General features: G+C 70.6%; 19 protein-coding genes. 13 read left to right on the top strand and 6 right to left on the bottom strand.

Annotated features, from left to right (window positions below):
• Positions 1–476: 476 nt before the first annotated feature.
• From OH804_RS34380 to OH804_RS34370, 3 genes are all read left to right on the top strand, one after another.
• Complete coding sequence (locus tag OH804_RS34380) at positions 477–932, top strand: DUF3592 domain-containing protein (protein ID WP_406061824.1); 456 nt, start codon at positions 477–479, stop codon at positions 930–932.
• A gap of 208 nt (positions 933–1,140) precedes the next feature.
• Entirely contained in the window at positions 1,141–1,620 is a 480-nt protein-coding gene (locus tag OH804_RS34375; RefSeq protein WP_196919389.1) for a hypothetical protein, read from the top strand.
• Positions 1,621–1,673: 53 nt separating this feature from the next.
• Entirely contained in the window at positions 1,674–2,054 is a 381-nt protein-coding gene (locus OH804_RS34370; RefSeq protein WP_231392934.1) for a glyoxalase/bleomycin resistance/extradiol dioxygenase family protein, read from the top strand.
• A 2-nt stretch (positions 2,055–2,056) separates the two neighbouring features.
• Here OH804_RS34370 and OH804_RS34365 read toward each other — a convergent pair whose 3' ends face one another.
• Positions 2,057–2,371, bottom strand: coding sequence for a hypothetical protein (locus OH804_RS34365; RefSeq protein WP_406061822.1), 315 nt, complete (start codon positions 2,369–2,371; stop codon positions 2,057–2,059).
• A gap of 509 nt (positions 2,372–2,880) precedes the next feature.
• Between OH804_RS34365 and OH804_RS34360 the strand changes: the two genes are divergently transcribed.
• The 3 genes from OH804_RS34360 (at position 2,881) to OH804_RS34350 (ending at position 4,731) form a co-directional block, all read left to right on the top strand.
• Complete coding sequence (locus OH804_RS34360; protein ID WP_196919392.1) at positions 2,881–3,111, top strand: winged helix-turn-helix domain-containing protein; 231 nt, start codon at positions 2,881–2,883, stop codon at positions 3,109–3,111.
• 79 nt (positions 3,112–3,190) lie between these two features.
• Positions 3,191–3,688 (top strand): SigE family RNA polymerase sigma factor, encoded by a 498-nt coding sequence (locus tag OH804_RS34355; protein WP_196919393.1) that lies wholly within the window; start codon positions 3,191–3,193, stop codon positions 3,686–3,688.
• Entirely contained in the window at positions 3,688–4,731 is a 1,044-nt protein-coding gene (locus OH804_RS34350; RefSeq protein WP_406061820.1) for a hypothetical protein, read from the top strand. The genes OH804_RS34355 and OH804_RS34350 overlap by 1 nt, the downstream gene beginning before the upstream one ends.
• A gap of 39 nt (positions 4,732–4,770) precedes the next feature.
• Here OH804_RS34350 and OH804_RS34345 read toward each other — a convergent pair whose 3' ends face one another.
• Both OH804_RS34345 and OH804_RS34340 read right to left on the bottom strand, forming a co-directional pair.
• Positions 4,771–5,268 carry an STAS domain-containing protein gene (locus OH804_RS34345; protein ID WP_406061818.1) on the bottom strand — a complete coding sequence of 166 codons (498 nt, stop codon included), beginning with the start codon at positions 5,266–5,268 and terminating at the stop codon, positions 4,771–4,773.
• 167 nt (positions 5,269–5,435) lie between these two features.
• Positions 5,436–6,182 carry a GAF and ANTAR domain-containing protein gene (locus tag OH804_RS34340; protein ID WP_196919396.1) on the bottom strand — a complete coding sequence of 249 codons (747 nt, stop codon included), beginning with the start codon at positions 6,180–6,182 and terminating at the stop codon, positions 5,436–5,438.
• A 368-nt stretch (positions 6,183–6,550) separates the two neighbouring features.
• Between OH804_RS34340 and OH804_RS34335 the strand changes: the two genes are divergently transcribed.
• The gene (locus OH804_RS34335; protein WP_196919397.1) at positions 6,551–6,874 is read left to right on the top strand and encodes a plasmid stabilization protein; all 324 of its coding nucleotides are present in this window, start codon (positions 6,551–6,553) and stop codon (positions 6,872–6,874) included.
• 55 nt (positions 6,875–6,929) lie between these two features.
• On the opposite strand, the gene OH804_RS34330 is transcribed toward OH804_RS34335, so the two are convergent.
• A complete protein-coding gene (locus OH804_RS34330; protein WP_406061816.1) occupies positions 6,930–7,928 on the bottom strand; it encodes a hypothetical protein in 999 nt (332 codons plus the stop codon).
• A 102-nt stretch (positions 7,929–8,030) separates the two neighbouring features.
• Here OH804_RS34330 and OH804_RS34325 point away from each other — a divergent pair, with 102 nt between their 5' ends.
• The 6 genes from OH804_RS34325 (at position 8,031) to OH804_RS34300 (ending at position 12,970) form a co-directional block, all read left to right on the top strand.
• Positions 8,031–8,522, top strand: a complete 492-nt coding sequence (locus OH804_RS34325; protein ID WP_406061814.1) for a hypothetical protein — start codon at positions 8,031–8,033, stop codon at positions 8,520–8,522.
• 79 nt (positions 8,523–8,601) lie between these two features.
• Complete coding sequence (locus tag OH804_RS34320; protein ID WP_196919400.1) at positions 8,602–8,997, top strand: VOC family protein; 396 nt, start codon at positions 8,602–8,604, stop codon at positions 8,995–8,997.
• 118 nt (positions 8,998–9,115) lie between these two features.
• Positions 9,116–10,291, top strand: coding sequence for a sensor histidine kinase (locus OH804_RS34315; protein ID WP_406066775.1), 1,176 nt, complete (start codon positions 9,116–9,118; stop codon positions 10,289–10,291).
• The gene (locus tag OH804_RS34310; protein WP_406061811.1) at positions 10,281–11,489 is read left to right on the top strand and encodes a hypothetical protein; all 1,209 of its coding nucleotides are present in this window, start codon (positions 10,281–10,283) and stop codon (positions 11,487–11,489) included. The genes OH804_RS34315 and OH804_RS34310 overlap by 11 nt, the downstream gene beginning before the upstream one ends.
• Positions 11,462–12,175 (top strand): response regulator transcription factor, encoded by a 714-nt coding sequence (locus OH804_RS34305; protein ID WP_196919402.1) that lies wholly within the window; start codon positions 11,462–11,464, stop codon positions 12,173–12,175. Before OH804_RS34310 ends, OH804_RS34305 begins: the two co-directional genes overlap by 28 nt.
• Before the next feature lie 72 nt (positions 12,176–12,247).
• Positions 12,248–12,970: a hypothetical protein gene (locus OH804_RS34300; RefSeq protein WP_406061809.1), complete on the top strand. Its 723-nt coding sequence runs from the start codon at positions 12,248–12,250 to the stop codon at positions 12,968–12,970.
• Here the strand turns inward: OH804_RS34300 and OH804_RS34295 are convergent.
• Both OH804_RS34295 and OH804_RS34290 read right to left on the bottom strand, forming a co-directional pair.
• Entirely contained in the window at positions 12,852–13,832 is a 981-nt protein-coding gene (locus tag OH804_RS34295; protein WP_196919404.1) for a GlxA family transcriptional regulator, read from the bottom strand. The two genes, OH804_RS34300 and OH804_RS34295, sit on opposite strands and share 119 nt — an antisense overlap.
• A 4-nt stretch (positions 13,833–13,836) precedes the next feature.
• Positions 13,837–14,445 (bottom strand): isochorismatase family protein, encoded by a 609-nt coding sequence (locus tag OH804_RS34290; RefSeq protein ID WP_406061806.1) that lies wholly within the window; start codon positions 14,443–14,445, stop codon positions 13,837–13,839.
• Positions 14,446–14,508: the final 63 nt, after the last annotated feature.

The raw sequence follows: 14,508 nt of genomic DNA, 5'->3' as shown, positions 1-14,508 counted from the left end.
TACTACCTAACTACGGCAGATGCCTGCCGCCGAGCTGAGCAGGACTTGCACTTTCCCTGGCCCCACTCCTTCGCCCTCGCGCTGGGCGGCAACGTCAGCGTCTTTGTTTACTCCGTCTTCGACCTCAGGAACGTTAGTCGGCGCCATCAAGGATGTCTAGCGCTTCGGACATAGATTTTCTCCGAGGACGGAGATAGCCCCGCCAGTGCAGCCATCCGTGGAACTCGGACCGTCGCGGGTGGCGTCGTACGCGAGATCAGTAGGGCTATGCGCAGCCAACTACCGTGGGCGGGAACATCCCGAGGGCGACGTATACGGGAGGCGCGGTGGTCAAGCGGTACCGACGGCGCTCGCGAGCGACGGGAGCATGGACCACCGGGCAGTCGACTGAGCTGGTTGACCCGAAACCCCGGAGCCGATGGCGCCCCGGCTACTGGCTCCGGCACCCGGCTCTTGGCGTCGCCTTCGGCGGGCTGATGGTCTTTGTCGTCGTGTACTGCGGCCTCGGCAACCTGAGCCACCGCAACGACCTGGTGGAACGGGACGAGCGGGCGGTCGGCACGGTGCGCGAGGTGCACGGCCGGCAGTGGTGGGTGTCAGTCAGCTTCACCACGCGAAGCGGTGAGGAGGTCATCACCTGGATCAGTCACTCGCCGTGGGACGAACCAAGCGTCGGGGAAGAGGTCGACGTGATCTACGACCGAGTGGACCCAGTGGGAAGTGCCTACCTGTCGGACGACGAACCGGGCGTGCTCTACCCAACCCTTCTCCTCGCTGGTAGCACGGTGCTGGCACTGGCGTACGCATGGTGGCTGCGACGAAACTGGAACCGGCTGCGAGGCGACGCCGAGTCGTGGCGCAGCCGGCAGCCCGTGCCTCGACTCGGCGAGCGGCGTCAGCCGGCCCGGACGCATGGCCGCTCAGCCCTGTAGGTGCCAACCGCTTCCTGCTACGGCGACGGGGTAGCTGCAAGGGGCAGCTGCCGAGACTGGCCGGCGCCCACAACGCCGACCACGAAGTCAGCCTCGAAGTGGGTGTCTCGCCCCGGACCATGATGGTTACCGGGTTCCCCTCGCGGCGGGGCTGTATGTTCTCTCGGTCGCCCCACAGGTCGCGGCATGGCAGCAGATCGGAGGCGCTGTGGGTGTTCTGTACGACTACTTCCGTGCTTCTGACGACAAGGCTGTCGCGGAGCTGATGGCCGCCATCGATGGCGGCCCGGTGGTGCGAGAGGGGGACTCCCCGGTCGAGGACGCCGTGGATGGCAAGGGGATCGATCCGCCCGTCGTCCTCGGCCAAGTCGTCTCGTTCGCCCTCGACGTGCCATGGGACGCCGACCTGATCGGGGAACGACTCATCTGGCCGGAGGGTGTTCGTGAGGACCGTGAGTACGAAGGCCCCTGGGTCGTCGTACTGAGCGAAGGCGCCCGGGATGCGCTTGCCGAAATTCCGGATGACCGCTTGCCGGACCTGGCCAACCGATGGTCACACATTGAGGAGCTGTCCCACTACAGCGACACTCAGCCGGAGGTCATGCTGTCGCGCTTGCGGGAGTTCGTCGGGCTGGCCCGCAGAGCACGAACGAGCGGGGACAGCATCTACTGCTGGATCTGTCTCTAGTCGGGGCCGACAGCGGCGCATGTAGCGGAAAGTCGTAGCGTCGGGCGGTGACGATGTTCCGCACTCCTCAGGTGATCCTCTTCAGCGAGGACGTCTCCCGCGCCGCCGAGTTCTACGCCGGCCTCGGCTTCACCGAGACCTTCCGGGTGCCGGCCGAGGGCGAGCCGATCCACATCGACCTCGCGCTCGACGGCTACAAGATCGGCGTCGCCTCGGTGACCTCCACCCGCGACGACCACGGGCTCGACCCCGTACCCCAGGGCCAGCGGGCCGCGGTGATCCTCTGGACCGACGACACCGCCGCCGCGTACGCCGAACTCACGGCGAACGGCGCCCCCGCCCTGGCCGCGCCGCACCGGTGGCTCGATCGCCTGCTCATCGCCTGGACGGCCGACCCGGACGGCAACCCGATCCAGATCGTCCAACAACTCTGACCTCATGGAAGGGCGGACTGCGGCGACTTTCGTAGCCGTGGCGGGCTCGTGCGAGCCTGGGCGACGGTCCGGCCGGACGGCGGCGGGCCGGGCTGCCTCTGCTCGATCGCGATGCCTGCGCGCTGGACGTACACCTCCCGCTTGTCGGTGGCCATCCCCTTTGCGTTGAGGACGTAGCCCGTCAACCACACCCAGCCGTCGTACGGGTCGACGCTGCCGACTGCGGTGAGCCGGAGCCGGAGCGCCCGTTCGCCGCTGAACTGCACCGAGCACGCCGACTCGATCAGCACCACATCGCCGGAGCTGAGCGCGCTCACGGCATCCAGCCGAGGAAGCGGCGCCGGAGGGCGTCCGGCGGGGCCCAGCTCATGTCTTTCCTGGCGGACAGCAGGCACGCGCCCATGTAGAGGGCCAGCGAGATTGACGTCGCGGCGTGCTCGCCCAGCAGCTCATCGCGGCGTGGAGTGCAGGGCCAAGGCCGATCGCATATCTCGCACAGCCAGAGCGGCAGGACAGGTCCGTGCTTCGTCATTGGTCTTCACCGGGCCAGTGCCGCCGGTTGATCGGGATGCGGTGCCGGAACCGGCAGGGAAGATCCGCACCGCAGCGACACACGTAGCGCCAACGCTTCCAGCTCCATCCCGGGCGGTGGCGCCGAGCCAGGGTCAGCGCCACCGACAGCAGGTAATCGTCGAAACCAACCTTTCGCATCCGGCCTCCTACGGTGCGTCACCCTCTCGATGACAACCGTAGCGCTGTACGTCCCTGTACGTCTATAGACGTACCAGAGGTTTGAACGTCTATGGACGTCCCCTAGGTTGCGTCCATGCTCGATCCCCTGTCTCCAACGCCGATCTACGTTCAGCTCGCCGACGTGATCGCCAAGCGGATTGAGACCGGGGAGCTGCCACCTAATCGACCGATCCCGAGTGAATCCACGCTTCAGCAGGAGTACGGCGTCGCTCGCGGCACGGTCCGCGCGGCGGTGCGACTGCTACGAGAGCGTGGACTGGTGATGACCGTGCCGCAGCGGGGCACCTACGTCAGCGACAAGTAGGCGCGCCACGACGGCCCTGCTCGGCAGAAAGTGCCCGGCGGGTGTCTACGGGTTGGCCGGCCGACGGCGTTAATAGGGCGTGACGTTCGAGGAGTACGCGTTCGCTCGCACTTCGGCCCTGGTGCGGCTCGCCCGGCTGCTGACCGGTGACGAGCACCGGGCCGAGGACCTGGTTCAGGATGTCCTCGCGCGGGCGTACGCCCGGTGGGGCCGCATCTCGCGGACGGACCGTCCCGATGCCTATGTCCGGCGCATGCTCGTCAACACCCACAACTCGTGGTGGCGTCGGCGCAGCAGCCGGGAGATCTCCGTGGCAGCAGTGCTCGATCGGGCTGGCGATGTGGATGAGGCCGCCGGGGTCGCCGAGCGCGACGCGCTGTGGCGGCTGGTCTGTGAGCTGCCGGCGCGTCAGCGAACCGTGATAGTTCTGCGCTACTACGAGGATCTTGATGACACGTCGATAGCCGAGATCCTCGACTGTTCGGCCGGGACGGTACGCACCCACGCGAAGCGTGCTCTGGCGGCGCTGCGTCAACGACAGGTTGCGGCAACCCACGCATGGGCGGGAGAGCTCTGATGTTCAGTGACCTCGATGAGCAGCTCGCCGCCACGCTCAGGCATCGGGCGGGCGGCGACATCGATCCGACGCCGATCGTGCAACAGGCTCGGCATCGCGGCCGGCGGTTGCGACTGCGGCGGCGGGGGCTGATCGCCGGCGGCGTGGCAGCGGTGTGTGTCGCTCTCACCTCGGTGGTGCTGGCAATCCCGGGCGTTCGGAGCACTGATGACCCGATCATGCCGGCTGCGGCGCTGATGTTGCCGGAGGCACAGAGCAACGGGACCGTACGCCCCGAGGAGGTCGGTGCCGATCCCGCGACTGTGCACTTCACGACCGACGCCCTGCTGAGCGGTGCCGATTTCGCCACGTGGCGCACCGGGCGCGGCATCGAGAGCGTCGAGTTCCGGGGCCCGAGCGGTCAGGCCCGTTTCGCGCTGGCCCGCACCGAAGCGTTGCTGAATGGGCTCCAGCAGACGTTGTCCTCGGCCGGGCGACCGCAGGCACGGACGGAGGTACGGGTCGGCGACCGTGCGGGGGTCGCCTGGTTCGATCCGTCCGGCGACCGGAAGCTGTGGTTCGTCCGCTGGCAACCCGCCGACGGGCTCTGGGCCCAGTTGGACATCTACGCGACCACCCGGGACAAGGCGGCCGGCACGGCGAGCCGGGTCCGGTTCGACGGTGCCCACCGCTGCGTCGTGCCGTTCCGCCTGGAGTCGCTGCCGCCCGGCGGACGGTTGCTGGAGTGTTCGGTCACGCTCGGCCGGTCGGCGCGGGACTCTTTCGTCGACGGGTCTCTGGTGGTCGGTGACGCATCCGGCCGTTGGCTGACGGTTCGGGCGCAATTCTCCCCGGCCGGCGATGACGCTCGGCCCGGGGATCTTGTCGCCGGCCCCTATCGGGTCCACCGGCAAGGCAGTGACGTGCTGAAGATGGTGGTCAAGTCCTGCCACGTCGAGGCGTTCCTGAAGGGTTGGGGGAACGGCTACACCGAGGGCGAGGGCTTGGCGATCCTCGGCGGTTACCAGCCGGCCCGTGACATCGACCGCCCCGACACCTGGTGACACCACCGCGTGGCGGGGGTGTGGGTCACGCGCTACGGATCAGCCGAGACGCGTTCCCCGTCCGGTGTCTTGTTCGGGGCCCAGGAGCAGGCGCTCCACCCCGGTGATCCGCAGCACCCGCTGGGTGATTCCCGCGGCGCCTCGGACCGAGAAGCGGGAGCCGACCCGCTCCGCCCGCTGCCGCGCCAGTAGAAGTACGCGCACGCCCGCGGCACTGAAGAAGCCGACGCCGGTCAGGTCGCAACAGACTTCGGGGTGGCTGTCGATCGCGTTCATCAGGGCCGTGGCCAGGCGTGGCGCGGTGTCCATGTCGACGTACCCCACCGGGGCGACGACCATCCGCTCAGCCGAGATGGTCGCGGACAGGTTCGTGGGCTCAGTGGAGCGGGTCACCTGGAACGACGGCCTGGAGGAGTCCGGGTCAAGAATGCCGTCCCGCTGACCGCCGGCGAGCGCCGCTGGCGTGACCTGCCCGAGGCTGATCGCCGTCGGGAAACTGTCGAGGTGGGTCTGGAAGAACCAGGAACGCTCAGGCATAGGAGCACACGCCTCCTGTTGAAATCCGTAACAGGATTGGCGCATGGCTTGACCAATCTCGAAGATAACGGGCTGGGCGGGCGGCCGCCAGTCAGGGCGTCCGTCCCTGGCCGAGCTCAGCCGGCGGGCCACCACTTACCGCAACACCACAGCCCATTGCCGAACGCCTACGGCAGGTTGCCTGCCCCACCGCGGTCACGCTTGAGACTCGGCGGTCGGGTGGCCCTCTCCACGAGAGCGGCGGCGACCTCCCGAAGTTTGCGGTTCGAGTCCTGAGAGACCTTCGCGAGAACGGCGAACGCCTCGTCGGGGGTGCAGCGGCGTTCGCCCATGATGATGCCCTTGGCCTGCTCGATGACGGCCCGGCTCTGCATGGCCAGTTGCATCTGCGCGGCCAGGCTGGCGGTGGCGTCGTAGAGGTGGGCGTTGGCGAGGGCGACGGCGGCGTACCCCGCGAATGTCTGTGCGAGGGTGACCGCCTCGTCGTCGAAGGCGCTCGGTTTGACCCCGTAGATGTTCAGCGCACCGAGCACGGACTCCTGGATCGTGAACCCGATCGACAATGAGCTGTGAGCTCCGCCCTGCACCGCTTGGGTCGCCCACTGTGGCCAGCGGGCCTCTTCGGACATGATCGGGACGGACACGACGGCGGAGTCTCTGGCCGCCTCCAGACATGGACCCTGGCCAAACTCGTACTGCAGTTCGTCGAGTCGCAGCGCCATCTCACCGCTGAACGCGGCGGTGTGCGCACTCTCCTGCTTCATCAACGTCACCGACACCTCCTCGGCACCGGGGATCGTGCGTCGTGCCAACTCGGAGACCTGGGTCAACACTCCAGACAGGTCGGTTTCGCCGAGCTTGATCTGGCCGAGTTCGAAGATCGCCGCATTGGGGTCAATGGGCTGCTGTGCCATGACTTCAAGGTCCTCGTGCCCGGGGCGCGTACCGGTTGCAGAAGGCGACGGCAGCGCGCGTGGTGATGGCGCACCGCGAGCACGGGGCGCCGCACGGACTCGCCAACCGAGCCCGGGCGCCCGCTGCTGGACGCTGACTGACCGACGCCCCAGGCGTCGGCTGCGGCGACAACTATACGACGCCGAGTGGAACCTCCCCGAAGGTGCAGCCGGATCGGCTCGGGCGCACTCGTTTGGCCGCCGGGACGGCGGGGCATCGTGCTCAGACAGCGTGAACACCACGCCCCGGCCCGGAATGTGCCGATGACAGCGCGAAAGCACGCCAACCGGGTCTGGACCGCACCCGACAGCGGAGGTGGGAGGCACCGATGCCAGCAGGATCAAGCCCGAAGAGGGAACGACAGTACGAGCACATCAAGGAGAGCGCGCAGCAGCGGGGCGCCTCCTCCGGCCGGGCGAAGGAGATCGCCGCCCGCACTGTCAACAAGGAACGGGCCCGCTCGGGTGAGTCCCGAACGGCGAGCCGGTCCTCCCGGAACGACGTGTCGTCCGCGCACCGCGGCGGTAAGCGCTCCCACAGCGGCGCCCAGGGACGTACCAAGGAGCAGTTGTACAACGAGGCGAAGCAGCGCGGCATCAAGGGCCGCTCGTCGATGTCGAAGAGCGAGCTGGAGCGGGCATTGTCGAAGTAGCGACCAGGGGTTTCTCGGCCCGACGGGGCGGGTGTCGCGGATCGGCCGAACCGGCTCAGACCGGACCCAGCAGGGCGGCCAGCGCGTCGTCGCCCTGGCCGAGTTGCGCCCCGCCCGTCGCTGGCACGATCAGGAACCGTCGGCAGCCGTCGAGTTCCACGTACCGGTCGGGGCCTCCCTCGTCGAGCGGGCGTAGCACCGCGAACCGGGTCGCCGGGGTGTCGCAGTCGACCACCGCCCGGCGGTTGGACAGCGCCCGGAGTACGCCCGCCTGACGCTCGGCTGGCAGCGGTCCGCCGTACACGAAGTCGCCCGGCGGCTTTTCGCCTTCCTGAAGCGACGCGGGCACCTGGTAGACGCAGAGGCGTAGCGGCCCGGCGAACGGCGCGGTCCCTGGCCCGGCCGGCCCGGGGGTACCGTTCCGGGTCTCCACCCACACCATGTCCGTCCACTGCTGCGCACAGCCGGCGGCCTCGGCCGCCGGAGATTCGATCTGCCGGATGGTACGGATGTCCACGGTGGTCCACCGCGGTCCGGTCAACGCGTTGATCACCTCGGTGCGCGGCTTGTCGCAGGAGTCCGTCGGGATGTGGGGCCGCAGCCAGCGCCCCCGGTCGTCCACCAGGGCCAGCCACGGCGGGACGACCATCTCGAGGGTGCAGGCGACCTCCTCGTCGGCCTGCTCGCTGGGCAGGCGCAGCGCGGTGAGCAGCGGTGCGATCTCCTCGGCGCGTCGCTCGGTGGCGATCTGCTCCTGGCCGCCGTTGGGTCCCGGCCGAATCTCCCGCCCGCAGATCACGGCCGCGACCGGGGTGAACGTGGGGTCGATGCGACCGATCGTCGGCTCTTTCGTGGCTGGTGGTGACGTCTCGGCCTTCGGCGCCGAGAGCACCTCGCCGGCCTGTGGGGCCTGCTTGGCGCACGAGGTCCACCCATCGACGATCTGAGCCGGAGCGGCATCGTCGGCCCTGTCCGGCCCGATCTCCGTGCCACCGCAACCACCCAGCGCCATGCCGAGCAGTGCCACCGCCAGTACCGTCCGCGACGAGCGCATCCGGCTCACCACCCTTCCACCCGAGGATGAGACGGACGACGAACGCGTCCGGTTCCGCCAGGGATGGCGGAACCGGCACCCGCCGTTCGGCGTCCCAGCGGGATGGACAGAAACGCCTTCCCGCGTGCCGCCGCCCTCAGCGTGACAGCGCTCCTTGCCGTGGTGGGCTGCGCCGGGCCGAACGCCGCGTCGGCACCACCGTCGACAGGTGCGGCGTCGAACCCGCCGGTGCCGAGCTCGGCTGCGCCAGCCGTCCGCCTGGTCGAGGAGCACCAGGCCGACCTGCACCTCTGGGTGAGCAACCAGTCGTTCACGGACGACCCGGTGGTCCTCTCGATCAGCATCGACGGCGCGGAGATCGTCGATCAGGGATTCGCGGTCGAGGGCCAGCACAACTTCGTCCTGTTCCCGGTGCGGGTCCCGCCGGGTCGCCACGTCGTGCGCGTCGTCTCGGGCACGGGCGTCGACGTCCAGGAGACCTTCACAATGCCCGGGGGCGGACGCCAGTACGCGGCGATCGGCTACGTCAACAGCGACGGCCGTGATCGGTCCGTCGACTGGTTCATCCAGTCCACCCCTATCGCGTTCGCCTGAACGACCGGGCGGCGTGACGCGGACGACCAGCGCGGACGCCGCCGGGTGGGCCCGGGCCACCCGCCGGCAGAATGGCCGAATGGCACATCTGGGACTTGTCGCACTGCTGGTCAGGGAGTACGACGAGGCGATCGACTTCTACGTCGGCGACCTCGGTTTCGAGCTGGTGGAGGACACCGCCCGACCGGACGGTTCACGCTGGGTGGTGGTCCGGCCGGCGGGAGCCCGGGAGACGGCGCTGCTGCTGGCGCGGCCGAGCAGCGCCGAACAGCGGGCTCGGGTGGGCGACCAGACCGGCGGCCGGGTCGGGCTGTTCCTGCACACGGAGGACTTCGCCCGGGACCACGCCCGGATGGTGGCGGCCGGGGTGCGTTTTCTGGAGGAACCGCGACATGAGGCGTACGGTTCGGTAGCGGTGTTCGTCGATCTCTACGGCAACCGGTGGGACCTCCTCCAGCCCCGCAGCGCAGAGTGACACGTTAGCGACACTCCGCACATAGGAGTCACCCGGTCACTGTCGGCCATGCTATTGTCCGATGTCGATCTACGCCCCGTGGACCCGGACCGGGTCGTTGTCGGAAGGACACTTCCCGATGCCGGCCGTTGCCACCCCAACCGTGCCGCCCACGCTGGACAATCCGGCCGGCGGGGCCCTGGGCCTCATCTTCACCACGTTGCCGGCGCTGCTGCGGCTGAGCTGTGGGCTGTTCGGCGCGGCGGTGGCCGTTTCGGTGCAGACCCCGCCGGTGCAGCAGGCGGTGTTGCTGCCCGCCGTGGGCCTGCTGACCGGCTGGTCCCTCTGGTACGCGCACCGCGCGTTGCGCCACGGCATCAACCCCGCCCTCGTCGTCGGTGACGTGGCGGTCACCGCGCTGGCCTGCCTGCTCATTCCCGTTCTGGTGGCGCCCGAGGTGCTGCCCGGCGAGGGCAGTTGGATCGCCGTGCTGGCCAGCACCACGGTGATCAACGCACAGGCCACCGCCCCGGCGCGCTGGTCGATCCCAGCCGGTCTACTCGTGATCGCCACCTATGTGACCGGGGCGCAGGCGGCTGGCAACCCCACCGAAGCTCGGGCGCACGCGGCCACGCTGCTGGCGCAGACCGCCTGCACGGCGATGATGGCGGCGGTCATGCGCCGACGCATCGGCCGGGCGGACCGCGCCTTCGTCGAACACCAGCGGCTGACCCGGGAGGCGTTGGTCGGCCGTGCCGCCCGGGAGGCCGAACGCCAACAGAACCGCGATCTGCACGACACAGTGCTCGGCACGCTGACCATGGTGGGGCTGGGCGCGGTGGCCGGGCCCTCGACCGTCTTCCGGGACCGGTGCGCAGCCGACCTGCGTACCCTCGTCTCGCTCACCGACGGCGGCCCGGTGGCCGGCGACGGCCCGGTGCCGCTCGACGGACGGTTGCGGTTGGTGGTCGACCGGCTGCCCGAGCTGGCGGTACGGCTGGACCTGGCGTCCTGCGCCGTCCCGGTCGGGGTGGCCGACGCGATCAGCGAGAGCGCCTACGCCGCCCTGTCCAACGTGGTCCGCCACGCGCCGGGCGCCGCGACCACGCTGCGGCTGACCCGGGACGCGATCGGCGTCGTGGTCGAGGTCGCCGACGACGGCCCCGGCTTCGACCTGGCCACCGTTCCACCACACCGGTACGGGTTGCGCGAGTCGATCCGCGGCCGGATGGTGACTGTCGGTGGGCGGGCCGACGTGCACTCGGCGGTCGGCGCGGGCACCCGGATTCGACTGGAGTGGCCCGGTGTCGGCTGACCTGAACGTCCCGGCGCACCCCACCGCCGCTCCGGAGGCACCGACCCGGACCAGCGTTCCGACGCCCCGGGAGCCGGTCTCCCCCGCCACGCTCGCGGCGCCGGCCGCCGTCGCGCACGCGTCCGACCGGGGTGCCCGGATCGCCGCCGTCGCCATCGCGTTGGCCTGGCACGTCGCGATCGCGCTGCCGGCGGTGCTGTCCGCCCGCGCGGAGTTCGCCGCGCCCGCGGTAGTGCTCGGCGCCTGGGTACTGGTCGCCGTGACCGGCGCGGTGGCCGGGGTGCGGCTGCTGCGGGGCTCGCCGCTGCCGCCGTGGCCGCTGGCCGGGCTGCTGTTGGTCGTCGACGCGGCCGTCTTCGCCGCGGCCGGCGAGCGGCAGTTGTTCACCGCCGCCAACTGGGTGTGGGGCACCCTGGGCTGGTTCTTCGTGCTGGCGGTGTGGGGTCGACGCGTCGTGGGGCTTATCGCGCTCCTCAGCACGCACGCGTTGATCGCCCTGGTCGCCGTGCTCTGGCACGGCCCCGACCCGGCCGACGTGGCCCGCTACGTGATGTACGTCTACGGCACGTTCTCGCTGCCGGTGGCGGTCTTCGTGGGCAGCACTGTCATCGTCGGCCTGGCTCGGGAACGGGCCGCCGTCTCGGCCGCCGGTCACGCGATGGCCGCCGAGCGGGACGCCGCCGAGCGGGGCCTCCAGGAACGTCGGAACCGGCTCGCCCTGGTCAGCTCGGCGGCCGGGCGGGTCCTCGGTGACCTGGCCGCCGGCCAGGCCGACCCGGACGACCCGGAGGTGCAGCGCCGGTGCATGCTGGCCGCCGCCCGGCTGCGCCGGCTGATCGCCGAGTCCGACGACGTGCCCGACCCGCTGCTACACGAGTTGCGAGCCGCCGCCGACCTGGCGGAACGCAACGGTCTCCCGATCGACCTGGTCACCATCGGCACCCCGCCGCCGCTGCCGGTGGAGGTCCGCCGCCGGCTGGCCGACCCGCTCACCGGCACCCTCGCCGACGCCCGGGAATGGGCGCGACTGACAGTGGTCTCCGGCCCGGACGAGGTGGTGGTCAGCCTCGTCACGCCCGACCGGGAGGGCCCGGAGTCGACCGGCCCGCCCCCCGGGGAGGACGACGACGAGCCGGTGCAGTACCTCTACGAACGGGACGGGAACATCAGATGGGCGCAGACCCGGTGGCGGCGGTGACCGGCGACCGGCCGGTCGGGGTCGCGATCGTCGACGACCACCCGGTGGTGGTGGAGGGAGTCCGCGCCTGGCTCGCCACCGAGCCGCGCCTGACGGTGCTCGCCACCGGCGACGACCCGGACGCGGTGCTGCGGGCGGCGCCGCACGCCGATGTGATCCTGCTCGACCTGCGGCTGCACGGGCGGATGGCGTTGGACAAGTTGGCCGAGCTGAGCGCCGTCGGGCGGCGGGTGGTGGTCTATTCGGAGCACACCGACCCGCAGACGATGCTCGCCGCGCTGGACGCTGGGGCGGTGGCGTTCCTGGCCAAGCACGAGGGCAGGGAACACTGCGTGGAAACGGTGCTGGCCGCCGCGAGCGACCGCCCGTACGTGCCGCCGGCGCTGGCCGGTGCGATGGTCGGTGACCCGCGACCGGACCGGCCGATGCTGTCCGACAAGGAGCGTGAGGCGCTGCTGCTCTGGTTCCAGTCGATGTCGAAGGCCTCGGTGGCGCGACGGATGCAGATCAGCGAGCACACAGTGAAGCAGTACGTGGACCGGGCGCGGATCAAGTACACCCGGGCGGGGCGACCAGCTGCCACAAAGGCGGCGCTACTCGCCCGTGCGATCGAGGACGGTCTCGTCCGCCCGGAGGAGATCGGCATCTACCGGTCACAGGCGACGCACGACCGGCCGACCCCCTAACAGGCGTCATGACAGGGGGCCTCCGGTCCGCCAGGCTTCAGTACACAGCCAGCTGACCGGAAGGTCGTGACGATGCACGCCGACACGTCCCCCTTCTTCATCGGTCCCCACCGGTTCGACGCCCTCGACGACGACGTGGGCCCGACCCTGGACCGCCAATACAACCTGCGACCGAGGCCCGGTGAGCGGGTGCTCGGGCGACACCGGCTGCTGGTCGCGGGCTACCTGCTCGGGCCGAGCGAGGTGCGCTGCCGTTGGCAGCTGCCCGAGCAGGTCGCGGTCACCGTCACCGATCAGCGGATCTGCTGGGTGGGCAGTGGCTCACAGCTGTCGCTGGTCGCCGACGGCTCGCACCGGGCTCGGCCGCCCGCCCGGCTGAACGGCCTGATGAGCGGTCAGATCCGCTGGCAGTGGCCGTCCCGTTTGGAGCTGCCGGCGAGCGCACCGGACGCGCCCGCGCAGCTGCTGATCGTCTGTGACGCGCTGCGCACCATCCAGCAGCCGGCGCTGGCCCTCAGCGGAGCGGCCGCCGAGGTCGTGGCGCTGGCCCGGCAGGTCCGCCGGGCGGTGGCCATGTTCCGGCTCTCCCGTCCACAACTGGTCGACCTGTCGGCCCAGGAGCGCGACGTACTGCTGCTGCGGGCCGGCCCCGGCCTGCTCGCCGGCGACACCCGGATCACGCTGCCCGGCTCGTTGCCTGTGGAGTTCCACTCCCGGGACGACTACTACCGCTCAAGACCGGAGCCGACCTCGTGGGGCGGGCTCGCAGGCGGCGCAGCATCCGGGCATCGGTGAAGCCGACGGCTCGCGCGGCGGCTTCCACTGTGGCGCCGTGCCCGATGAGATGTTCGGCCCGTTCGACCCGGAGCAGCTGCTGGTAGCCGAGCGGCGTGAGGCCTGTGCTCGCCCGGAACAGCCGGGTCAGGGTTCGTTCGGCCACGCCGCCAGCGGCGGCCAGCTCGGCCAGGGGCAGGGGCTCGGCGTACCGGCTGTCGATCAGATCCTGCACCCGGTGCACCGAGTCGGACAGGTGCGAGCGGTGCCGCATCAGCGCGCTGGCCTGCGGCTCGTGCCCGTTGCGCCGGGCATAGACGACAAGCGTGCGGGCGATCTTCGCGGCGGTCGCCGGGCCGTGCCTGGTCGCCACCAGATGCAGCGCCACGTCGATGCCACTGGCGATGCCCGCCGAGGTGACCACCCGGTCGTCCACCACGTACAGCACGTCGCGAACGACCTGGGCCGCCGGGTGCCGGCGGGCCAGGTCGTCCTGCACCTCGTGGTGGGTGGTGCAGCGTCGGCCGTCGAGCAGCCCGGCCCGCCCGAGCGCGTACGCCCCGGCGCAGACGCTGGCCACAGTGCCGCCGGCCGCGTGGTGCTCGGCGAGCCGCCGCAGGTCGCCTGGCGACACCGGCCCCTGCGGCCCGTGCGCCGCCGGCCGCCAACCGGGCACGATCATCAGGTCGTCCGGGGTCAGCTCGGGCCACCGGGTGTCGGCGACCAGCGGTACGCCCTGCACTGTGGGCACCTGCTCGCGCTCGGCGACGTAGTGCAGCTGATAGTCGTACCCGAGGTCGGCGGCGCTGGAGAAGACCTGGGCCGGCCCGGCGAGGTCCAGCAGGTGCAGCTGTGGGACCAGCAGGAAGACGACCCGGGTCACGGGGTCAGCCCCGGCTGCCGGCGAGGGTCGCGCCGGTGACCTCGTCCACGGTCCGGATGGTCGCGAAGCGGCCGGCCAGCGCGTACTCGGTGCGGGTCACGATCTCCTCGTTGGTCAGGGTGCGCGGGTCGGCGAGGATCTCCGCGACCGTGGCGGTCTCCGGCAGGTCCCGGTGTGGGATGGGAAAGGTCAGCGTGGCGTCGCTGACGAAGGTCATCCGGTAGCCGAGGTCCGCGCCGATGCGGGTGGTGGTCTCCACGCACTGCTCGGTGCGAATGCCGCAGACGGTGAGGTCGGTGATGCCCGCCTGGGTCAGCAACTGCTGGAGGTTGGTGGTGGTGAACGCGTTGTGCGCCGTCTTGACCAGCGTCGGCTCACCCTCGGCGGGGGCCAGCCCGTCGATCAGCCGCACGTACCCGAGGGCGGGGTCGAACAACCCGCCCGTGCGGGGCTCCGAGTGCAGGACCCAGACCACCAGGTCGCCGCGCTGCCGGGCGGCAGCCACCAGCCGGTCGACCTGGCGAACCATGTCGGGGTTGGAGCCGTGCGCCCAGATCGGGCGCTGACGGAAGGACTCTTGTACGTCGATCACGACGAGTGCTGCTCTGCTCATGACGTCGATCCTGGCCGGACGTCGTTCGCGCCGGCAGACACCATCCTGCCCGGGTGCGGAACG

The sequence above is a fragment of the Micromonospora sp. NBC_00860 genome (assembly GCF_045207375.1).
GTDB lineage: Bacteria > Actinomycetota > Actinomycetes > Mycobacteriales > Micromonosporaceae > Micromonospora > Micromonospora vinacea.
This window is presented reverse-complemented; position numbering and strand designations above follow the sequence as displayed.